The sequence below is a fragment of the Clostridium estertheticum genome (assembly GCF_026650985.1).
In the GTDB taxonomy this organism is placed as follows: Bacteria; Bacillota; Clostridia; order Clostridiales; family Clostridiaceae; genus Clostridium_AD; species Clostridium_AD estertheticum_C.
Window position 1 is genome coordinate 2,285,682 of record NZ_CP086239.1, and the last position, 23,253, is coordinate 2,308,934.

Genomic DNA, 23,253 nt, shown 5'->3' on the forward strand with positions numbered 1-23,253 from the left:
CCAATTTTTTATTTGAATGTTTTTCCCTTTTAATACTTTATTTATACACTACCCTATGAAAACCAGTAATGCAATATATTTTGCGTTAAATGTCGTTTTTAGCTCATAAACGGAAGTTGTTATTGCTGCTGAACATGGAGTATAGATTTAGAAAAAGTTGAAGATATAAAAAATTTCACCATCTATCCTTACCCCTTACTTTTTCAATAAATCCCATTAAATGTACAATAGAAGTTCTTACAAACCCTCCATTATAACCAATTCCTCCACCTATACTACCAGTTATTATTAAAATAAGTGAGTCCATAACAGTATTGTCTTTAACAATATAAGTCCAGGTGCATGTAGGTGGCTTTATCCTGTCCTTTAAACTTAAAAGGCCCCTTTCTGATAATTCCATACTAGTAAAATCCATGAGTATATTTTCCCTTATACCTTGTTGCAAAGCATCAAAACATTGATTTGTTTCCCTTTGAAATTCTCTTAGAGGACTTTTACCCCCTATAATTTTTAACTTCATTCCATTTTGGATTATAGCTACATCAGATAAGTAATTTGCAAAGCCATCATCCATATTATATAAAGCTACTTGTTTTTGAAGTTTATTTATACAATTGTTATCAAATAATACATTTAATTTTTTATATAACTTTGGGTTTTCTTTTTCTAATATATTAAAAGGTTCAATATGCTCAATTATTTCCAAACGTCTTTGATATACCTGAAGTCTGTGTTTTTCTATTAATGAGGAATACTCCCATAAAGCTCTACGTAAATCAGAATTCTGTCCTTGAATAATTTTTTGTACCACGTTTATTTTACGTGCTATTCTAGGATCACCAATTGGTCCCTCCTGATTCTTTGGCCTAATATACGTTGGTATTATGTTATCAATACCATATTTTTTAATTAAATCATCCTCAAGACTTATAAAAAATCTGCACATGCCAACATCTCCTTGGCGACCTGCCCTACCTCTAAGTTGTTTATCAATACGTTTGCTCTCATATCTATTTGTTCCAATAACGTACAATCCACCTAAAGCAATGACCTTGTCCTTACTTTCGCCCTTTGTTCCCCCTAATTTTATATCAGCACCACGTCCAGCCATATTAGTAGAAACAGTAACTGCCCCTATTACACCTGCCTGTTTAATAATACTTGCTTCCAACTCATCATTTTTAGCATTTAATACCTGACACACAACCCCCTTCTCTTTTAATTTTAACGCCAAGTAATCTGATTCTAATACACTTGGATTTCCAATTAAAATAGGTTGCCCAGTATCATGTACTCTTATAATCTCATTAATTAAAGCCCTGCATTTTGCTTCCTTATGAGTAAATATTACATCTGGATAATCTATTCGTTTGCAAGGTACATGCGGAGGAATAACAAATACGTCTAAGTTGTAAAACTCACTAATTTCATCTGCTGAATCCATAGCAGTGGCTGTCATTCCCGCAATCTTTTTATAAAGCAAAATAAAACTTTGAAGAGTTATCTGATTGATAATTCGACCCTTTGATCCAAACATAATATTTTCCTTAGCTTCAAGTGCCTCTTGAATTTCATCTGGCCAATGTCTATTTTCAGCCACTCGACCAGTAAATTCATCTACCATTTCGATTTTATTATCCCGTACAATATAATCTATTTCCTTTTTTAATATAGTCTCTGCATAAAGTGTATTATGTACTTCATCTAACAATTTAAGATTTTGCTCTAAGTATAAATTATCACAGCCAAGCTGCTTTTCTACAAAATTTAGTCCAACTTCCGTTAGAAATACATTTCTTTCATACTCATCCTTGTCATAATGTATTTTTGGTTCAAGTTTCTTTATAATGCTCATGGTAGACAAAAGAGTATTTGCATTATTGCGTCCTCCTGTGGCAATTACTAATGGTATTCTAGCTTCATCAATTATTATAGAGTCGGCTTCGTCCACAATGGCAAAATTAAAACATCGTTGAATACATTCGCTTTTTTCATAACAAATGGAATCCCTAAGATAATCAAATCCAGCTACTTTTGCTGTTATATATGTAATATCACATAAATAAGCCTTATGTTTATCCACATTTTTCATACTATCTTGCACAAACCCTACCGTTAGCCCAAGGCTTTCATATACTGGTCCCATCCACATTGCATCACGAGCTGCAAGATAATCATTAAAAGTTAGGATGTGGCAACCCAAGCCAGAAAGTGCATTTAGATATGCAGGAAATACCGCAGCTAGTGTTTTACCTTCTCCTGTTTGCATTTCAATGAGCTTTCCTTTATGCATTGCTATGCCAGCGATTATTTGCTCATCATAAGCCTCTAAATATAAGCCCTTTCTAATCGCTTCTTTTACAAGTGCGAATGCTTCTATAATTATTTCATCAACAGAAACTCCTTGTGAAACCTTTTTTCTAAGTTCATTTGATTTATATAAAAGTTTCTCATTACTTAGTGAATCAAATTTTACACTGTTTATTTCATCTGCAATCTTTTTATAATTATTGTATTCAGATTTATTAGCCAAATTTAAAATCTTTCTAAAAAAAGTTCTTGGCATTTATACCACCTCACTAACTATTTAATAAAAAAAGTGCCACCCACATGGCAAGTGGCAAAAAAGTATTTCGTTAAATATTACCTGTAGTTTCATAATTTATCTTGTTCTGCTTCAGAAATCCCTGCAATAACCTTACGAAACAAGACATAAAATAGAAACATAATTAAAATAAATCCAGCAAAAGCAACCATAAACTCAATAGCAAATTTATTGATATTAGTGAATAGCCCTCTTAATACCGACAATGGCCTAAGTAAATCCCAGCTGTTAAACCTCAGAAACCTACCAATATAAACTCCAACTCCACTGATTAACGATACTCCTGCAACTATAAAACAACTTATTAGTTTTGCTCTTTTTTGGTTTAAAAAACGATAAAATATATTAAGTGATTCCATTCCAATTAACAGTCCATAGACAACGCCTATTCCAATAACGAATAGTTTCAACCAATGCATTATATCATTACTATACATGATTCCATTATTAATTGAATACTGAGCAGATGCCTCAAACCAGACTAACTTATCGCTGGATATATGGATAAGATCAGTAATTATATACATCGAATTAGGAAAAAATACAAGCCAAAGTATTCCAAAAACAATTGCCCCTATAGGCTTATTTTTTTTATTTTGAAAGAGTGAAAACTCAATGAAAAACAATGGCAACGTAGCAAGCAAGATATTCCAAACCAACATAAGATATAAAAAACTATGATCATTAATTACCATAAAAAAACATAGTACCCCATAAACAAGCATAAAAAATAATATACCACTGTATTTTTTTAAAATTAAATTCATATCAAAATCACCTTTCCTACCTAATATAAAATTAAGTATATACTTAATTATACTATTTTTACTGTAAATTCTATATAAAAATTTAAAATTTTTTTAACATCTTCATCGCCTATTATTTTTAGAATGCAACATTCATTATCAAGTAAAACTATAAAAAAACCTGATCCCTTTAGAAATTCATATAAGGTTACCATAATCTACCGATCGCACATTGATCTTTTAATTATATCTAATTGATTTTTTAAAACTTCTGGTGTTAAAATTTGTTTTCCGATTTCAATCTCCAATTTTAATACCTCCTCGTCTAATACAAATATATTACTTTTTAAAGCTATATACTGTGATTATCAAGAAGTCAATAAAACTTTTTCATTTATCGAATATATTGAAGATATATTCGATAAATGAACGACATTTAAAGGATAAAAAAAATCGAGTAGACAGTTATATTAACCTGTCTACTCGATTTTTATAATATTAGATATAAGTTACCTCTAATGGATTTCTATCCACTAACTTCTTATATGTATACTTAGGATATCCAACCATAACAGCAGCTGTTATCGTTTTTCCTTCTGGAATATTAAATAATTTAAGCATTGGTGAACCCTTAATGCCTGCACAGTATTCAAAATAACCTGCCCAACAAGTTCCAATTCCTAGTGAAGGAGCAAATAATTCTAGATACGTCAAAGAAGAAATAGAATTAGCCCTAGCGTTTGAAAAACCTTTGTCAGCGATAGTCATAATTAAGTTTGGAGCACCACGCAAAATTCCATCAACTCCGTCTTCCCTGTACAACCTAATTAATCCTTTTAATCCATCTTTTAATGGAGATTTTTCAATCATTCGAATAGTAAGTTCAATAGCTTTTTCAACTACTTTTCTGTCCTCAACTACAACAAATGATATACCTTGACTATTGCTCGAAGTAGGAGCGAGCCTTGCAATATCGACTAATTTTGTTAATTCTTCTCTTGATACAGATTTGTCCTTATAACTTCTTATAGAACGACGTGCCCTTAGAAAATGCTCAGCTTGCTCTGCATTTAATTTAGGAAAATCTTTTGCATCAATTTGCTCTGCAAGTGGTGTTTTTTTATTATCTATAGCTTCAGTTGGGCATACAGCAACACAATGTCCACAAGCAATACAACTAGTATTTGCTACTTCTTCTGGGCCCTTTTCTCCCATTTTCAAAACAAATGATGGGCATTCCTTAATACATTGTCCGCATTTAATACATTTTTCTTCATTTACAGTTATAAGATCCATTTCCCTCATCCCCTCTAAATTCATTTCACTAATTTTTCAATATCCTCTAATGTTTTTAATAATTCTTTTATTCTTTCTTTACCAATACCATCTTCAATTGTGCTTTGTGCGCTCGCAAATATTGGTACAGACAAATCAAGAGTTTTTAATCCCTTATCAGTTATAGTTATGCACTTTTTTCTAGAGTCCCGCTCTTCTTTCTTAATGTCAATATAACCACTCTTTCTAAGTAACTCAACATTTCTTGTTACAGTACTTTGATCCATTAGTAAAATATTACTAAGATTTGTAACAGAAGTATTTTGATTATAATAAATATCCAGAAGTAATAAACATTGAGTACTCCGAAGTCCAGTTGGTTGAAGCATTTTGTCATAAAATTGAGTTATTGTACGGGTGGTTTTTCTTAAGTTCCCACAAGTACAATTTTTCGAATATTTGTTATCATATGAAATTAGGCTACACATAAATTCAACTCCAGTACTATATATGTATATACATATAATATAGTGAAGTTGAATTTATGTCAAGTTTATTGGTGCCAGCCACGTGGCAAGTGGCAAGTGGCAAGTGGCATCCTATTTTAGTATAAAACTTTCCTTTTTCAGCTACATGTTTTCATATTTTCTTGCTTCAAACGAGTATATTAAATTCTGGATTATCCATACTGATCCAATCATTATACATGCTACAATTGGTACATTTATAAACATTGATAACACCATAATTAGTACAAGAATAGCAGCATATACCTTTTGCATTTTATTAAATGTTGTATAACTACAATTATAAATCACCCATTTCTCTCCATCATCTAACTTATCAAAGTGTTTCTTTTCTGCTTCATTTTCATATAAATACATTTTTCTATTTGGATTTAAATAATTAGAATATTTCATAGTGGTCATTAGTGCAAACGCCGCTATAATTAGAATAATCGTAGGAACTATAATTAAATAGAATGAACCCTTATCAAAACTCTTATTTATAACTACTGCATACCCTATTAAACCTATTATTGATAGTACAGTAGAAAGTAGAATAACATTAGATACCTTTCTACTAATGACTTTAGGTACATTGTCTAAGTCCACTTTCATATAGTTTGATTTTATATAAATTATATTTATTATTAAATATATTATAATGATTATACTTATTACAAATAAAACTTTGGAAATTAAATAACTCATATCTCCACCAAAAGATAACTCTAATTTTGATATTTTTTCAGAAAATCCACCTAATATTCCACCTATAAGCCCGGATATTAACATTACTATTATAAACTTTTTATACCTTTTTATCTTCATTTTCATCTACCCCCTCTAAATAAAATATATCTTCAACACTAACTTTTAGTACTTTTGCTATTTTTAAAACCAACAATATAGATGGGGAATAATCTCCTCTTTCTATAAGACTTATGGTTTGTCTTGACGCATCTGCTAGTTTTCCAAGCTCTCCTTGGCTAAGGTTATATCTTGCCCTTAGCTCTTTTACTCTGTTTCTTAATTCCATAACGAATCCTCCTTCCTCATATTATTACTATAATCTATTTCCGAAGTTTTGTCAATTATAGTTGTCATTATTATAATAATATTTGTCATATTTATAAGTATAATTGTCATTATGCTTTAAGTTATAATCCAATAGAAAAACGGATGTGAATTATATCACATCCGTTTTTCTAATTTCCTAATTAATGGCCCTACTATTCACATACACAACATAACCAATTTTTTTCTTCCATTAAATCTATTTTTATATTATTGTACCCTGCTTTTTCTAATATTAGTTTTAATTCTTCAGGCGTATGTATTTCCATATCCGATATTGCAACAAATTCATCATTTCTTTCTTTAAAGTTTTCACTAGAATACATTTCACATATTATAATAAGTTTTCCTGATGGTTTTAAAACTCTTTTTACCTCTTTAAAATTTTCAACAAGATTAGGCCAGAAGTAAATAGTTTCTACTGCGGATATAACATCAAATTTATTATTTTCAAATGGAATTTTTTCTACACTTGCATGAAGAATTTCTACGCTACCATGTTTTATAAACTTTTCATTATAATCTTTTGACCATTTTACACAATCTGTTGAATAATCTATACCAAATGTTTTACCTTCTGTTGCTATTGCAGCCATTCTATTTACTGTTCTACCGCCACCGCAACCTATATCTAATATAACATCATTTTTTTTAATATTTATTTTCTCAAATCCCCAATTAGTTAGTTCAAAATGTGCTATATTCATGTCTTTTGCTATTGCTTTTCCTATATCACCGGTTGGCTTTCTACATTGATTTAATCTTTTTGCAATTTCACTCATAATTTTCCACCCTTCTTAATTTTCTTTTGGTGCCACCCATGTGGCAAGTGACACCTATTAACTTTAATTTCATATTGATAATGATAATCAATTGTATGTTAGTATATTATAATCTATTTTTGTTCATATTACAATTTTTATATAAATCACATAATTTTAATTTCTAGTGTTTTATACTTTGGATTATCATTTGTCTATTTCTTAACTGTTTAACATAGACAATCTTAGGTGCCACCCACATGACGAGTGTCATCTAAATTTTTTTCATTGGTATACATTTACGGTAAGTGTATAATGTAATATATAATCACAAATAAGTTTTTTATAGTATGGTTATATAATTTACGAAAAGAGATGAAAATATGAAAGGTATTTTAAAAAAATTAGAAAAGCACCAAAAAATAACAATATTTATTATAATTATTTTAATATTGATAAGAACATTTTTTGAGTATGCAATTAAAAGTAAGGGATTATACCTAGTGCATGATTATATGTACAATATCTTGAATTACATTATACTAGTATTAGCATTATTAGTTTATTTTAAAAATAAAAAAGTTAGATGGACATATCTCAGTGTTTTACTGCTTTTGATAATAATGAACACCTTTGGAATTTATAAAAGTATAAGTAACATACAATTTCAATCTAATTTTACCCATGCCCAAAATTCATTCATAATAAGGGAGACAAAAGATGAGCCCGAGTTTAGCGTCATATATATACCAGCACATAAAATATTTATGAGGTTAGATGATAAGATAAAGGTAACAAATGGGTATAAGCCATTTTCAAATAAGGGATATGAAGTAGTTTGGCTTAACGATGATAAAGCTCTTATTAAATACCTAAATGGAACAAATCATATATCAAAAGGAGATATTCTAAACTTCTCGAAAACCAATGGACCATATTCAAATGTTTTAGCAAATTTAAGTGGGACTTGGATCGACAAAAACAATAATAAAAATACTATAAATATTGCAGGCGTGCAAATCACTTATAAATCTAAAAATAAAATTTATTGGTATTCATCAAGTATGTCAGGTGAACAAGGTAATTATGGCTCTATTTTATATAGTAATAGTGATACTCCTAGTATATACATTTTAATGAATGCAAATAACACAATAACTGTGGGGTATACTGCCCTCAATAATAATGAACAAAGTATTTATACTAAATAAAAAGAAACCTTCAGGTGCCACCCACGTGGCAAGTGGCATCTGTATCATTATAAATCCCAAAATTTTTATATATGCGTAGTCACGCCTAGAATATACGAAATAATCCAAATAACCCATGCAAATGCACTAAATTTATAAAACTTATTAAGTAAATTTTTGTATTTTTTCAATATAAGTACTGAACCAATTGTATTCGCTAACATAAGTAATAAGGCAATAAATCCTAATATATCATGAATTCCGGTCTTTAATATACCCCCACCTAGTTCATACATTATTAAAGTTCCTACTATATCACAAGTTAAACCTATAAAAAACATAACAACATGCCATGAGCGCAACACTTTTTCTTTGACTTCATTTAAAATAGAAATAGTATAAAAAATCAATGCTAAATTTACTAAAATTATCGAGATAACTAACATTTTTCACCTCTTTTAAGAATTATCCTTCGCTTATAAACTATTTTGCAATTTTCCCTTTAGCTTCATATTCTTTTTTAAGATAGCTAAACATAGCAGCAGTATTAGCAGCATCTTGTGGAATATCATTATAAGTCATGGCATTAAATTTAATTTTCCCATCATCATACATTTGATATTGAATTTTCACGACTACAAGTTTCTTATTATATAAAACATTGCCACTGATAGTAACATATTTATTACCATTTTCAGCTGGATCATATATTTCCCAAACCGTATCTGTTATACCAGTATCAATAAGATCACCTAGTATTACACCATTTTCAATAGGAGTTTTTCTTACAGCTATAACTTCAGGTGATTCCTTAATATTGCTAATAACGCTTTTCACTTGTTGCTTTGTTGTTAAATCGCAACCATTTATAAAAATGACTCCAATTAACGCCACAAGAATCAGCGATATTTGTTTTAAAACAATTGCTTTGGTTTTCATGGTTTAATCTCCTTCTAAGAAAGTGCCACCCACATGGCAAGTAGCAAGTGGCAAGTTGCAACAATTTATATCCTTAAATTTCGTATCTATTTTTCACTTACTTAAATTTTACCATAAAGAACAATATTATCAAATGTATAATATTGTACCTACTTAAGCATCACACCTAAAAAACGGCAAAAAAATATAGTGGATTACAAATAATATATTCTTCCAGTGTAATTTATTTTTGAATTTTGCTCATATTCCTCATAATCAATATATGCACCCTTAAACTCTAGTACATTTTCCTGTATACCAAAGCCCTCTATGCTTATAGTTTCTATTTCTTTATTCTCATTAATGCATGTAGCCAATGTATAATAAAAGTCCTCTTCCTCGTTATATATAATTGCTGTATCTAATATTATAAACCTTGCTTTTCTTATAATATTTCTATCTTCATCTGTGATTTCCACAAACTCAATATCTTCTACAACATTATTCCCTATGTCCTCAAATAAACTCATACCCGCTACCCCTCCTACTTTTAATTATATTTTCTAACTAAAGCATTAATTTTTTAACTTATAGTAAAATTAACAACTATTATATAATATTCATAAATGATTGATTGTGTTACGGGTGTGTTTTATATTCCATTTTTTTATTGTTTTAAATTATTTTCCATAGTTTTTAATATATCTCTATAATCATATACGGCGATCCCTGTTTTATTTTCCACAAGTTCCTTATTTATTTTTCCATCATAATGCTCATATTCAATTACGCTTAACTCTAATTTCTTTAATGTAGCCTCTATCGTTTTGTTTACTTTTATATGATTTCCCATTTACGTTCTCTCCTTATTAAGTTATTTAAAAAGAATAGGCTGATGATACTATTCTATAAATATATGCGAAACCCTCTAAACGTTTACACATTTCCTTATAATTTTGAAATATAATCATATTTTTCTTGATAAATTTAGCTAATGTAAATCATCTAATTAAATTCAACAGCAATATTAACTAAACTAACGCTAAAAAAGCCATCTGAACTCAGATGGCTTTTTAATATACTTACATATTTTCTATAGCTCTCCAAATCTTTTCATCTACTGGTATGCCTTCTTCTAAATTTTTATTTCTTGTATTTAATGTTCTCTCACCAGGGTAAAAAATCTCCCTATTTTCATCCACTCTTTCTGAGGCTTTAATATCCTTTATCACTTCATTAACTGCCGTTTTTATAAACTCACTGTCAGTTGCCTTACTTGGGTCAATAGCTATAAATATTTGTGATAATTTATATTCTGCTATTCCATCAATTTTCCCTACCTTATATGATGAATTACCACCAGATAAAATTGTAGCTATTAAATCTAATAATATAGACAAACCAGACCCTTTCCAATATCCTATTGGTAAAACTCGTCCTGTCTTTTCAATTTCCCCTGGATCTCTTGTAATATTGCCCAACGAATCATAACCCCCAGGTACTGGTAATTGTTCATTATTCAATTTAGTTACTTCAATTTTACCATAAGAAAACTGTGCCATAGCCATGTCTACTACCACATGACCATCAACTTTAGGAACTGCTAATATAAGAGGGTTATTTCCTGTCCTACTTTCCTTTGCACCCCAGACTGGCATGTTAGGAAGAGTATTGGTCCAACAAATACCAATACATCCTGCATCAGCTGCCTGCCATCCATAACTACCACCACGCATCCAATGATTAGTATTTTTTAATGCCACGCATCCTATAACATTTGTTTTAGCGAGTTCAATAGCCCTGTCCATGCAAAATTTTGCATTTAAATTTCCCATTCCTATATTACCATCCCATTTTTCAAATGCTCCCATTCCTTCAATTTTACTTGGAACAGCATCTACATCGATATATCCTTTTTCTATATATTCTATTACTCTTGGAAATCTAACATACCCATGAGAATAAACTCCGTCACAGCTAGTCTGCGTAAATAATAAAGCTGATGCTTCTGCTCTTTCCTCACCAAAACCTTTTTTTATTAATACTCTCTTAAATTCATTTTTCATTTTCTCAAAAGAAACTCTCATTATAATATCTCTCCTTTTCGTGTAATCTATATTTTCAAACCAATATAATATTAAATAACTGACATCTTTATTTTTATATTAACCTTTCTAACTATACCTTGCTGATTACATATACACCAAGGCCGGTGAACATCTTGCGGAAAAAATATAGCGAAGCTTCCTTTCACCATTATTAAATCAAATTCATTTTCTACTTCATTATAAAAAATAGAATCTTTTTCTTCTAATAACTCTTCACAAATAATGTTATTAAAAGTATCCCTTGCATAACCTATTATTTCATTTCCTAAAACAGAAAATTGTATTTCCACATATTTTCTGTGAATTTCAGCTATTGCTTCTTTTTTAAATTTTGTTTCTCTGTCTACTACCTGAGCAATTATGTCATCTCCCATGATATTATATACACCAGTTTTCATATTAACAAAATCATTGTTTTTTAAATAGTTAATTGCCTTTATTATTGATTTAGAACAGACTTTTTCTATATCGCAAATGTTATTAATATTACCAAATATCATATTAAGACCTCACTAAATCTGATTTACCCTAAAAACTACTTTTCTTAATGAAAGGGCTTTCATTCCCACTAACCCTGGTTCTATTATACCTTAGTTTATGTTTTTTTTATATTCATTTATACATTTTCACTATTTTCAACATTTATTGCTGCTATCGGGTGGGCACAATCATCTTTTTCCTTTGGCAATGTAGTTGTAATTATAACCGCGATCACTAAAGATAACACTAAACTATATATACTAATATTATAGCTGAATGTTTGCATTAAGAATCCAACTAAAAATGGTCCTAGGAAACCACCAAGATTACCTAATGCATTTATGATCCCAGTAGCACCACCTGCTACCTCTCCACTGAAAACATCTGGTGGGATTGTCATAAACACTGCTGATGCAGCCTGGAGGAAAAATCCACAACCAACAAGCATTCCAAAAGATAACCATACAGATTGTTGAAGTCTTACTGATAGATATAGACATACTGCAAAACCTATAATTGGCATTATAACATATCTTTTTTTCTTCCTTGTTTTGTCTGATAAAGATCCAAAAACAAACAATCCAATTATAGTTGCAATATACGGAAATATTGATAAAAATCCAACTTGATCCATTCCTGTTTTGGTTAAGTTCTTAAGTATTGTTGGAAGCCATAAGGTGTATCCATAAACACCAGTTTGATAAAAGAAGAATATCAACACCAATTTCCATAAAGTCCTGTTAAAAAGGATTTCCTTTAAAGTTGCCTTCTTCACCTGTTTTTTATCGAAACATTCCTGTTCTTCGCGAAGTCTTTCAACAAGATAATCTTTTTCCTCTTTACTAATCCATTTAGCAGTTTCAGGCCTATCACTTATTAATGGTAACCAAACTAAGATTAATAAAAGTGATATTATACCCTCTATTATAAATACATAATGCCAATTATATTTAACTAAAATATATCCTGAAAGTGGGCCTGTTATAATAGATGCAATTGGATTATTCATTATAACAAAGGCAGTTGCACGGCCACGTTCTTCACTAGGAAACCAATGACGAACTATTGTAAGTACTGCTGGCATAACGCCACCTTCAGCAACTCCTAGCAAAAATCTAAGAATTAATAATTGAGTTATATTGGTCGCAAATCCAGACATTATAGCAAGAATACCCCATACCACAATGGTTCCTGCTATAAACTTTTTAGCACTTCCATGCTCTGCGATTTGCCCTCCAGGAACTTGGAGAAATAAATAACCTACAAAGAATATACCCGCTGCTATTCCTGCAACGCTAGATGTCATACCAAGTTCCTTACTCATTCCTCCAGCCATTGCAAAACCAATATTTGTACGATCCATAAAAGCTACTATATATACAAAAAGTATCGGTGGAATTATGTGCATCCAGCGTTTACTTGGGATCTTTACTTTTGAAGCTATATTCTCACTCATATCTACACACTCCTATGATTATTTTAAGTACTCGTTTACAAATGATGTTTACTTATATATATCTTTAAAGTATCTCTGTATTTATCTTTACAATTACTTTTCTTATTAAACAAGGAACTTCTATTGCACACCCCGGTCTATGAACATCATTTGGGAAAAGCACGACAAAATTGCCTTTATTCATTATTAAATCGATTTCATTATCAACATTCTTATAGAATTTAATATCCTTTTCATCTAAAAGATCCTCTAATACTTCATTATTACCATTCTCTCGAGCAAACCCTATTTTTTCTTTTCCCTCTACAGAAAATTGTACATCAATATATTTCTTATGAACTTCTGGGTTTACTTCAGCTTTTTCTCTTGTTGTGATGTCTACTACCTGAGCAAATATGTCTTCGCCCTCAATTTTATAAACTCCTGGTTTCATACTTAGAAAATCACTCTCTTTCAAATAGTTAATAACCTTAATTATTGCTTTTGGAAGAACCTTTTCCATATCATTAATATTTTTAATATCACCAAATATCATAGATTAACACCCCTTATAAATTTTATTTTTTTAAATATATATTGTTTTACAAGTGCAATTTTTATTGTTTACTTCAAATTGGAAGCGCTTTCATAAGAACTAAGTTTAGTATAATATAACTTCTAACAAAATTCAATAGTTATTTTTATAATATTATCTTTTCCATATATTTTTTTGATAATATATAGATTTATTACTTACATTATCTATGACTTTTTGAATTCTATTTATTTTTACATATTAGTAATATCAACATTTCTACCCCTTCCATTATAAATTTGACTTTATCCTAATTAATAAATATAATTAAGTTAACTAATTAATAAATAAATTTAAAAATCTAAATGTCACAAGAAATAATTGTGTGTATACCTCTTTTATGTTGTATGCGCTTTCAATTTTCAGATTAGAGTTTAAGATTTATACGGAGGAATGAATTTGAATATATATGATATTGCAAAAGAAGCTGGTGTCTCTATAACCACTGTGTCTAGAGTTCTTAACCACAAAGAAAATATTAGTAACAAAACTAAAGATAAGGTTGAAAAAATTTTAAAAAAATATAATTATATACCCAATGCTATAGCCAGAGGTTTAGTAACTAAATCTATGAAATCTATAGGCATCGTTACAACTAATATTACTGATATGCATCATGCGAAGTCTGCCTACATAATGGAGAGAGAATTTAACAAGTTGGGTTATTCTGTTATGCTTTGCAATACCGGTGCAAGGACCGATGAAAGTATAAATTATATTAAAATGTTATCTGAGCGAAATATAGATGGAATTATTTTAATGGGGTCAGTATTTAATAATAAAGATATACAATCATCAATTTCCGCGTATCTTAATCATATTCCAACGGTACTTCAAAATGGATTTTTAGATATGGAAAATACCTACTCAGTATTAGTAGATGACTCTTATGGTATTTCTATGTGTGTTGATCATCTCTTTGAGAAAGGCCATTCAGATATAGTATACGTAAAAGATATGGATACCTATAGTGCAAAGCAAAAGAAAGAAGGATTTCTAGTTGGAATGAATAAGAATGGTTTAAAGCTAGATGACAATTCCATTATAAATACACAGTGTGGATTAGATGGTGGCCGGAATGCGGTAAAAGAACTTATTAAATTAAGGAAAAATTTTACTGCAATAATCTTTGGTGAGGATGTTACTGCAATTGGTGCTATAAAGGAGCTTCGCGACTTAGATATTAACGTACCTAAAGATGTTGCTATAATAGGTTTTAATAATTCAATACTCGCCGAGTGTTGCTACCCAGAGTTAACTTCTGTTGACAATAAAGTTGAGACAACAAGTTTTTTAAGTGTTAGATTATTAAGCGATCTTATAGAGAAAAAAAATGTAGCATCAAATATTCTAGTTCGCCCAGAACTCGTAATTAGAAAAAGTACTTAATTAAAATTTAAGTGCCATAGGTATATTTTTTTATTTTAAGAATCAATCATTTTACTTTATATTGATAGGCAGCATATTATTTATGACAGGATATATTTTACTAGCTACAGTAATACCTTCTGCAGCTAATGATATTGCAGCAAATAGCTATAGAGGCGCGGCAAATGGAATAATAAATAGTTTTCAATATATTGGATCTTTTGTAGGTTCGGTTATCACTGGTCTCTTATGGGGTAATCACAAGAACATTGCTCTATTTTTAATAATATCGATATGTATAATGGGCCTATTTACTGTAAAAAACCTATATATAAACATTTTAAAAGTAAAGATGATATTATATTTGAATATTTTAAAGAAATAATAGAAAGTGATAAAAATTACACTATTGAATCTATAAAGAAAGCTGGTTCTTTAGAAAATAAGTTGAATTCAATAATTTTTTCTTATCATAAATATAAACTTCCCATTAATATACTAGATGAAGCACATAAGTTTTATTATAATGAATGGAATAAACTCCAAGATCTAAAGAATTTCAAATTGAAACTCATAGAAACAACACTAAAAGAGTCTATGGAATCAGGAGTTTTAAGGAATGATATTAATCTAAATCTTATCAGTTCCATCTTAGAGAGTGTTAGTAACACATTTCTAGATTATGAATTCTTGAGCAAAAATAACATGACAATGAAAGATGCAATGAATGAGACGATTACAATATTACTTCATGGGATTTTAAAGATATAATTATTCCACATAACTTTCTACGTTTGTGTAAATACTTAAACTTATGCATGATTTTACGAACAACAAATTATAAAAGAGTAACATCCTAATTAATTAAGATGCTACTCTTTGTTGCTTCTTTACTTAGATGATTTATCTATTGCTTCCCACAAACCATTTAAGTATGTTGCTCCTAGTGCTCTATCGTACAAGCCATAACCCGGCATTGCAATCTCATCCCAAATCATTCTTCCATGATCTGGTCTTATAGGTCCTTCCATACCAATATCATAAAGTGCTTTCATAATTTCAAACATATCTAATGATCCATCAGATGATAAATGTGCTGCTTCATCAAATTTACCTGGTGCAAGGTGTTTAATATTCCTTAAATGAGCAAAATGAATTCTTCCTTTGAAACTTCTAATCATATCAGGAATATCATTGTCAGGGTTAGATCCTAAAGAACCTGTACACAATGTTAGTCCATTATTCATAACAGGAACTGCATCTAACATTCTTTGAATGTTTTTCTTATTATTTATAACTCTTGGTAGTCCATATACAGACCATGCTGGATCATCTTGATGAATAGCCATCTTCATTCCTAGCTTCTCACAAGTTGGCATAATTTTCTTAAGAAAATACACAAGGTTTTCAAATAATTTTTCTTCATTTACATCTTTGTAAAGTTCAAATAATTCTTTTACTCTTGCAAGTCTTTCTGGTTCCCAACCTGGCATTATAAATCCATTAGAATTAGAATCTATTTGTTCAAACATTTTAGTTGGATCTATTTTATCAATAAGCTCCTGATCATAAGAAAGCACTGTAGAACCATCTGCTCTCATCTTTGCAAGATTAGATCTCGTCCAGTCAAATACAGGCATAAAATTGTAACAAACTAAATCTATACCCTCCTTTGCTAAGTTTTCAAGAGTCTTAATATAGTTTGCTATATACAAATCTCTTGTTGGAAGTCCAATTTTAATATCATCATGAATATTTACACTTTCAATACCACTAACCTCAAGGCCTGCAGCTTCTACTTCCTTTTTCATATCTTTAATTGCCTCTGTACTCCAAACCTCTCCCGGTTTAGTGTCATATAGTGTTGTGATAACCCCTACACAACCAGGAATTTGTCTTATTTGTTTTAAAGTTACACTGTCATATTTACTTCCAAACCATCTTAGTGTCATTTTCATATTAATATTCCCCTCTTTCTTCACAGTATAATGTAATATACTACTTGCATGTTTACGTTTTCACATAATTAATACTAACCTATATTTGATGAATTAAATCACCTATAGGTAGTAAATATTTCTAATAATATAAAAAGTTTAAATCAGTATACTTGTATACTAGCATAGCAATGAATAATAGTCAAGATTTAGAAATAATATTAATTTCTATCCATCATACTCAACCAAAGACTTTTTTAAATTTCTTACTCCACCTCTTGGGTCATCCACATCTCCTATATATCTAGGAATTAAATGCACATGCAAATGGTTTATAGTTTGCCCCGCGTATGTTCCTACATTAATACCTATATTATATCCCGCTGGTTCATATTGAATATCAAACATCTCTTTTACCTCATGCAGTAATTTGTATATTGCTTTAATCTCTTCCTCTGTCGCCTCAAAAAAGTTAGCAAAATGCCTTTTTGTTATTATTAAACAATGACCATTATTTACTGGGAAATGATCAAGTATTGCAACTGCATACCTGTTTTCTACTATTATTTCGGATTCATTGATATTGCAAAATATACATTCTGACATCGTTATCGTCTCCTTTTAATATTATGTTATCATCTTAGGTTCTATTTTCCATTACAGTATTAATTCTATAACAAAAAAACTGTACTATTAAGTACAGTTTTTTTAATATTCGTTCTTATGTATTATGTCCAAAAGCTGTTTTTTCTTTTTCCGCTCTTTTTATTACTAAGTATCCATACAACAATATGCCAATGGCAAAAACCCATGGAATTATCACTGAAACTGTATTTGAAAGGCCTAAATATTTTATTGTTATATTATCCTCGAGTATCATTTTAAATGAGGTGTGAGCTAATATTGCACCACCTAAGAATATAACAATAGGGTGATCTTTCATTAAGTTTGCAACAAATCGACTTCCGTAAAAAATTATTGGTATGTTTATCAAAATACCGATAACAATTAGTAAAACATTGCCATCTGCTGTACTTGCTATTGCAATTACATTATCAAGACTCATACTAATATCCGCAATGATAATTACAGCTACAGCTCCCCAAAATTTATCTGCTTTTTTTACGTCACACTCTACTTCTTTAGTCTGAGGCTTAATAAAGTCCCATGTTATTTTTACTAAAACAAGTCCACCAACTAACTTAATCGGCAACCACTGTATAGCCATTATTTGAGTAATGACACAGGCAAATAATACTCTTAATCCTATAGCTCCGGCTATTCCTATAAAACTAGCTTTCTTCGCAAATTTAGGTGATAGATTTTTTGTTGCTAGTGCTATAACACCTATATTATCACCAGATAATGTTAAATCAAGTATTGTAATTTGCAGTACTCCTATTATAAAAACCATTAAAGTCTCCGTTTGTATCTCCTTCTTTCACTTGGCATTAAAATTCATCACTTAACACAAACCTTAACAACGATTTTTTATATTTTCTAAATCATTTCTAAACTTTACACTCTTTCTATAATATACCCTATATTTTACTATATTACAATGATTTTAGGTAGAAACCTTTCATATCACTACCATAACTATATGCCTTCTTATTATATTTACTTATTAAGTTTATTCATTTTAACGCAAATATATCACTAATAAGGTTCTATTTGTTTTTAGAATGTTTCTCCTTAGGGCTCTTTCCATGTATCTGTTCAATTTTTTTTGTATCTTTTCCCACCTTTGTTTGTGGCGGTGTAGCTTGAACCATCTCTTTACCTAGGCTTAAAACTATACTTATTTTACCACCTTTTTCATAAGCTGTATTTACCACAGGCGACTGACTAATAACTAACCCCTTATCAATACTATCACTATAATTACTTGTTACATCCCCAAGCAAAAAATCATTATTAACGGCCGCCTGTCTTGCACTATCTTGAGTTTTCCCAATAAGTGAGGGTGCAAATTTCTTTTCAATTACTTGTACTTTGGGAACAATAGTTTTCACAACTGTAGCTTTCGTATTAGTAGCTGCCTTACCCCCACTCACATTCCTATTGGATAGAGATTTTCCTAAAGCGACAATACTAATAATCAAAACAATCGACGTTATAATTATAATAGCCTTTTTATTCCTACTAATCTTCTTTATATGTATTACTTCACTTTCTTTCTTTAGTATTGTTTCCTCAGCCAATGGTTTTTGAAAAACTGTTTTATCAAAAATTTCTTCCTTACTCATAACTGTTGTTAAATCATCTCTTATATTGGAAGCTACTACTGTGTCCATAATTTTTGTAGCGCCATCTATTTCACTATTTACTATAACTTTATAATTAGGATTTTCTTTAATAGCACCTATAACCTCTGACATTTCGCTCGCCGTTTGGTATCTTTTAATAGGTTCCTTTTGCATAGCCCTTAAAATTACCTGGTTTATATTTTCAGGTATGTCTGTAACAATATCTTTTGGCGCAGTAATTGGCCCCTGAATATGCATCATAGCTATGGTAATGACACTTTCTGCATTATAAGGTACTTTCCCTGTAACCATTTCATACATTACAATGCCTAATGAATATATGTCTGTTCTGCCATCCACAAAACTTCCTTTGGCTTGTTCTGGAGAAAAATAATGTGCAGTTCCCATTACCTTATTAGAATTGGTTACAGTCCTTGAATCAGCAACTTTAGCTATTCCAAAATCCATGACCTTAACCATTTCATCCTTGGTTATCATAATATTATCCGGCTTTATATCGCGATGAATTATACCGCTAGTATGTGCACACTGGAGAGCTTTTGCTATTTGAAAAACTATATCTAAAGTCTTCTTGGATGTAAGCCTTCCATTTTCCTTTATTATTTGCTTTAATGTTTTTCCATCAACATATTCCATAACTATAAAATTAACATCATTTTCCGAGCAAACATCATGAACGTTCACTATATTGGGATGTGATAATTTTGCAATTGAAGTAGCTTCCCTTTTAAACCTTGAAACAAACTCATCATCATTACTTAACTCTGCCTTTAATATCTTTACAGCGACAAATCTATTTAGCACATGGCACTTTGCTTTATAAACAGTTCCCATGCCACCCTCGCCAATGTTCTCTAATAACTCATATCTATTTAAAAGAAATGTCCCTATCATATATATTTTGCCCCTCCTACGAAGAATATTACCATATATATTATATCATAACTTATGAAAATGAATGGGTCAAAATGTGTGTATAGATTTATTTTGTCGAATCATGTATGATATGTATAAGATATGTGATATAATTATTCTAAAAATAGCCTAGCGTAGTTGCTGGGCCATTTGCATTTTAATACATTGATGTAATTGACAAAGCTTGCATCTAGACGTATATTTAAAACGCATATGAATTGCAATGTTTCACAAAGTCACCATTTAGGTTGTTTTTTTAAGAATGCTGACAGATACTGATAATTTTATTATACAAAAAAAATGAAAGTATAAAATGGTGATGAAATGAAAAAAAAGAAAAAATTTAATAGGTATAATATTCTTTCTATAATTATGTTAGCTATGTTTTTAATAATAGGTGCAAAATTGTATTATTTACAAGTATTCAAAGGAGATTATTACAAAACGCAGGCTGAAACTATTAATTCTGCAAAGCTTGTAACCGTAGCTGCCCCAAGAGGCCTCATAACAGACAAAAACGGAATAAAACTTGCGACTGAAACACTAGGTTATAACCTTACATATACAAGTACAACTGATACAAGCAAGGATAACAAACAGCTATTTACAACATTACAAAAAGTATTTAAAATTTTAGATGATAATAAAGAAATCCAGACAGACAATTTCGCATTAAAGATTAATCCATACAGATTCGAATTTACTTCAAATGATGCTAAGGGAAATCAAACCCTGCTTTTAAGATTTTTAAAGGATAGAAACCTTCAATTGACTATATTAAAGACGAAATTTGAAAATAAAAAAGAAGAAGAGTTAAGTTCCTCTGAAAAAACTGCTCTTAATAATGAGCTTTTAAAACTAACTCCAGAACAAATTTATAACAAACTTCTTGTTAAATATAAGGTGAAAGATGGACTTGCAAGTTTGAATATAAATGCAACTCCAGATGTGCTAAGAAGATATTTAATTATAGAAGACGGTATCAGCATGAACTTTTTTTCTGATTATAAATCAATTAATGTAGCAACTAATATGAAGCTAAATACATCGCTTATATTCGAGCAAAGCCTCTCAGACCTGCAAGGTTTTAAAGTGGAAAATCAGCCTATGAGGGAATATCCATATGGCCAACTTGCTTCATCAGTCCTAGGATATATAAGCAAAATAAACTCAGCTGATAAAGTTAAGTACGCAGCAAAGGGTTATGACACGAGTGTAGATTATGTTGGAACTTCTGGAATTGAAGCTGCAATGGAGAGTAACCTTAAAGGGACTAACGGGGAAAAAGATATAAATGATGATTCTAATGCAATAGTTAAAAATACCGCTCATAATAAAAAAGCAATTCCAGGCAAAAATGTTCAACTTACATTAGATGCAAATATGCAATATGCCACCGAAAACGCTTTAAATACTGAAATGAAGAGATTACAAACTGCAGGAACTTCAGGTGGCGACCTAGATGTATCAAATGCTACAAGAGGTGCAGCTGTTGCAATAGATGTTAATACTGGTGGAGTACTAGCCCTTGTAAGTCTTCCAGGTTATAATCCAAATGATTTCTCTACAACACAAGGTTTAACTGAAGCTCAATCAGAAAAATATTTTAATCCAGATTATCAAAAAATGGCAAAAGCTGATAATCTATCAGCAGATTTAACTGATTATATGTTTCCAATAGACAAAAGTATAAAAGGAAATACAACCCTTAGAAAGGATAAGTTTGATTATTATCCAAAATACCTATATAACTATGCAACTATGTCACTTATCCCTTCAGGTTCCACATTTAAGCCAATGACTGCAATTGCAGGTCTTGAAGCTGGAGTTATAAATGGTGATTCAACTTACGATGATGAAGGCGGGTATGATATGGGTGGTGAAGATAAAATAGGAGGTCCAAATTGGAATCCCTTTACATCAGATGGTCGAAATGGCATTGTAAATGTAGTTAGTGCTATAAGGAAATCTAGTAACCCATTTTTTATGAATGTAGGTCAGAAATTAAGAGAAAAATTTGGGGATGATGTCTTAGCTAAATATGCATGGATGTTTGGCCTAGGAGCTAATCCTAATTCAACGAGTCCCGGTACCGGAATAGAAATAAGTGAGAATTTTGGGCAAGTATATAATACTGTGTCACAAAAAAACTTATCAGCATCACAATATCTTTTAAGTATTGAGCAAAATTTAACTAACGGAGTTTCTAGTTCTGGTGCAAGCTTTCCCCCAGTAGATTTATATGATAGAGATGATGATACTAGTATTGTTTCTGATGGTAAAAAGCTTTCAGAAATTAAAACACAAATTAAAAATTATATAAGGGATTCTGTAAAAAACGGAACCTTTTCTAAAAGTAATTATGTAGGTTTATTTAAGCAATTAATTGCAGCTGATCCTACTTACAAGAAACAAAAATTTACTGATGCTAATATAAATGCAGTTGTAACTGATGTATACTATCAGGCAGTGCAAACAGGTCATGGTTCTTTGAGTTTGCCATACAATATGTTCATTGCATCAATTGGTCAAGGCATGGACAATTTCACGCCTCTACAGATGGCAAATTATATAGCAACCCTTGCCAATGGTGGAACAAGATATAAAATTCATTTAGTTGATAACATAAAAGATTCTAATGGAAAATTAATATCTCAAACGAAACCTGTTGTGATAGATAAAGCTAATATGAGTGCCGAAACTAGAGATCTAGTTATGCAAGGCATGAATGGTGTTACAGGTGCAGGTGGTGGTACAGACGGTACTGCGTATGCAGCACTTGGCGATTTCCCTATACCTACAGGTGGTAAAACAGGTACAGCACAGTTTACTGAATCTAGTATACAAAGTAAAATTGGTAGAGGCGATTATGCGTGGTATGTAGGTTATGCACCCGCTGACAATCCTAAAATTGCAATATCTGTAGTTATATTTGATGGTGGTTATGGTTCTGATGCTGCAAAGATTGCTAGAGGTATGTACGAGAGTTATTTTAAAAATGATCCTCGAATGAAACAGTATCAAAATCATTATGACATAAAATTAAAACGGATTAAATAAAGAGAGCCTA

At 30.5% G+C, this 23,253-nt stretch carries 23 protein-coding genes; 4 read left to right on the forward strand and 19 right to left on the reverse strand.

Annotated elements, in window-relative coordinates; genetic code table 11:
- Nucleotides 1-175: 175 nt before the first annotated feature.
- The 7 genes from LL038_RS11040 to LL038_RS11070 form a co-directional block, all read right to left on the reverse strand.
- A complete protein-coding gene (locus tag LL038_RS11040; protein WP_216125141.1) occupies nt 176-2,566 on the reverse strand; it encodes an accessory Sec system translocase SecA2 in 2,391 nt (796 codons plus the stop codon).
- A gap of 89 nt (nt 2,567-2,655) precedes the next feature.
- Complete coding sequence (locus LL038_RS11045) at nt 2,656-3,372, reverse strand: DUF1361 domain-containing protein (RefSeq protein ID WP_216125140.1); 717 nt, start codon at nt 3,370-3,372, stop codon at nt 2,656-2,658.
- 477 nt (nt 3,373-3,849) lie between these two features.
- Nucleotides 3,850-4,647, reverse strand: a complete 798-nt coding sequence (locus tag LL038_RS11050) for a nitroreductase family protein (RefSeq protein WP_216125139.1) — start codon at nt 4,645-4,647, stop codon at nt 3,850-3,852.
- Nucleotides 4,648-4,667: 20 nt separating this feature from the next.
- Complete coding sequence (locus LL038_RS11055) at nt 4,668-5,114, reverse strand: MarR family winged helix-turn-helix transcriptional regulator (protein ID WP_216125138.1); 447 nt, start codon at nt 5,112-5,114, stop codon at nt 4,668-4,670.
- Nucleotides 5,115-5,255: 141 nt separating this feature from the next.
- The gene (locus LL038_RS11060; protein ID WP_216125137.1) at nt 5,256-5,960 is read right to left on the reverse strand and encodes a DUF3169 family protein; all 705 of its coding nucleotides are present in this window, start codon (nt 5,958-5,960) and stop codon (nt 5,256-5,258) included.
- Complete coding sequence (locus tag LL038_RS11065; protein ID WP_216125136.1) at nt 5,941-6,168, reverse strand: helix-turn-helix transcriptional regulator; 228 nt, start codon at nt 6,166-6,168, stop codon at nt 5,941-5,943. Before LL038_RS11065 ends, LL038_RS11060 begins: the two co-directional genes overlap by 20 nt.
- 193 nt (nt 6,169-6,361) lie before the next feature.
- On the reverse strand, nt 6,362-6,988 hold the full coding sequence (locus LL038_RS11070; RefSeq protein ID WP_216125135.1) for a class I SAM-dependent methyltransferase: 627 nt from the start codon (nt 6,986-6,988) through the stop codon (nt 6,362-6,364).
- A 362-nt stretch (nt 6,989-7,350) separates the two neighbouring features.
- Here LL038_RS11070 and LL038_RS11075 point away from each other — a divergent pair, with 362 nt between their 5' ends.
- Nucleotides 7,351-8,178, forward strand: a complete 828-nt coding sequence (locus LL038_RS11075) for a hypothetical protein (RefSeq protein WP_268056060.1) — start codon at nt 7,351-7,353, stop codon at nt 8,176-8,178.
- 65 nt (nt 8,179-8,243) lie between these two features.
- Here LL038_RS11075 and LL038_RS11080 read toward each other — a convergent pair whose 3' ends face one another.
- From LL038_RS11080 to LL038_RS11115, 8 genes are all read right to left on the reverse strand, one after another.
- Nucleotides 8,244-8,603: an HsmA family protein gene (locus tag LL038_RS11080; protein WP_216125133.1), complete on the reverse strand. Its 360-nt coding sequence runs from the start codon at nt 8,601-8,603 to the stop codon at nt 8,244-8,246.
- Nucleotides 8,604-8,640: 37 nt separating this feature from the next.
- On the reverse strand, nt 8,641-9,096 hold the full coding sequence (locus LL038_RS11085; RefSeq protein ID WP_216125132.1) for a hypothetical protein: 456 nt from the start codon (nt 9,094-9,096) through the stop codon (nt 8,641-8,643).
- A gap of 194 nt (nt 9,097-9,290) precedes the next feature.
- The gene (locus tag LL038_RS11090) at nt 9,291-9,605 is read right to left on the reverse strand and encodes a hypothetical protein (RefSeq protein ID WP_216125131.1); all 315 of its coding nucleotides are present in this window, start codon (nt 9,603-9,605) and stop codon (nt 9,291-9,293) included.
- Nucleotides 9,606-9,742: 137 nt separating this feature from the next.
- Nucleotides 9,743-9,928 (reverse strand): hypothetical protein, encoded by a 186-nt coding sequence (locus LL038_RS11095; protein ID WP_216125130.1) that lies wholly within the window; start codon nt 9,926-9,928, stop codon nt 9,743-9,745.
- 229 nt (nt 9,929-10,157) lie between these two features.
- Nucleotides 10,158-11,162, reverse strand: a complete 1,005-nt coding sequence (gene yiaK / locus LL038_RS11100; protein ID WP_216125128.1) for a 3-dehydro-L-gulonate 2-dehydrogenase — start codon at nt 11,160-11,162, stop codon at nt 10,158-10,160.
- Nucleotides 11,163-11,212: 50 nt separating this feature from the next.
- Nucleotides 11,213-11,683 carry a YhcH/YjgK/YiaL family protein gene (locus tag LL038_RS11105; protein ID WP_216125126.1) on the reverse strand — a complete coding sequence of 157 codons (471 nt, stop codon included), beginning with the start codon at nt 11,681-11,683 and terminating at the stop codon, nt 11,213-11,215.
- 116 nt (nt 11,684-11,799) lie between these two features.
- Nucleotides 11,800-13,119 (reverse strand): MFS transporter, encoded by a 1,320-nt coding sequence (locus tag LL038_RS11110; RefSeq protein ID WP_216125124.1) that lies wholly within the window; start codon nt 13,117-13,119, stop codon nt 11,800-11,802.
- 64 nt (nt 13,120-13,183) lie between these two features.
- The gene (locus tag LL038_RS11115; protein ID WP_216125123.1) at nt 13,184-13,654 is read right to left on the reverse strand and encodes a YhcH/YjgK/YiaL family protein; all 471 of its coding nucleotides are present in this window, start codon (nt 13,652-13,654) and stop codon (nt 13,184-13,186) included.
- 432 nt (nt 13,655-14,086) lie between these two features.
- Here LL038_RS11115 and LL038_RS11120 point away from each other — a divergent pair, with 432 nt between their 5' ends.
- Together LL038_RS11120 and LL038_RS11125 are read left to right on the forward strand one after the other, a co-directional pair.
- Nucleotides 14,087-15,082 carry a LacI family DNA-binding transcriptional regulator gene (locus tag LL038_RS11120; RefSeq protein WP_268056061.1) on the forward strand — a complete coding sequence of 332 codons (996 nt, stop codon included), beginning with the start codon at nt 14,087-14,089 and terminating at the stop codon, nt 15,080-15,082.
- 273 nt (nt 15,083-15,355) lie between these two features.
- On the forward strand, nt 15,356-15,832 hold the full coding sequence (locus LL038_RS11125) for a TetR/AcrR family transcriptional regulator (protein WP_216125121.1): 477 nt from the start codon (nt 15,356-15,358) through the stop codon (nt 15,830-15,832).
- 119 nt (nt 15,833-15,951) lie between these two features.
- Here the strand turns inward: LL038_RS11125 and uxuA are convergent, their stop codons facing one another.
- From uxuA to pknB, 4 genes are all read right to left on the reverse strand, one after another.
- A complete protein-coding gene (gene uxuA / locus LL038_RS11130; RefSeq protein WP_216125120.1) occupies nt 15,952-17,019 on the reverse strand; it encodes a mannonate dehydratase in 1,068 nt (355 codons plus the stop codon).
- Nucleotides 17,020-17,226: 207 nt separating this feature from the next.
- On the reverse strand, nt 17,227-17,604 hold the full coding sequence (locus LL038_RS11135; protein ID WP_216125119.1) for an HIT family protein: 378 nt from the start codon (nt 17,602-17,604) through the stop codon (nt 17,227-17,229).
- Between the two features lie 115 nt (nt 17,605-17,719).
- On the reverse strand, nt 17,720-18,412 hold the full coding sequence (locus LL038_RS11140; RefSeq protein ID WP_071612149.1) for a YjbE family putative metal transport protein: 693 nt from the start codon (nt 18,410-18,412) through the stop codon (nt 17,720-17,722).
- Nucleotides 18,413-18,668: 256 nt separating this feature from the next.
- Nucleotides 18,669-20,162: a Stk1 family PASTA domain-containing Ser/Thr kinase gene (gene pknB, locus LL038_RS11145; RefSeq protein ID WP_216125118.1), complete on the reverse strand. Its 1,494-nt coding sequence runs from the start codon at nt 20,160-20,162 to the stop codon at nt 18,669-18,671.
- Nucleotides 20,163-20,507: 345 nt separating this feature from the next.
- Between pknB and LL038_RS11150 the strand changes: the two genes are divergently transcribed.
- A complete protein-coding gene (locus LL038_RS11150; RefSeq protein WP_216125116.1) occupies nt 20,508-23,243 on the forward strand; it encodes a peptidoglycan D,D-transpeptidase FtsI family protein in 2,736 nt (911 codons plus the stop codon).
- The last annotated feature ends 10 nt before the right edge of the window (nt 23,244-23,253 follow it).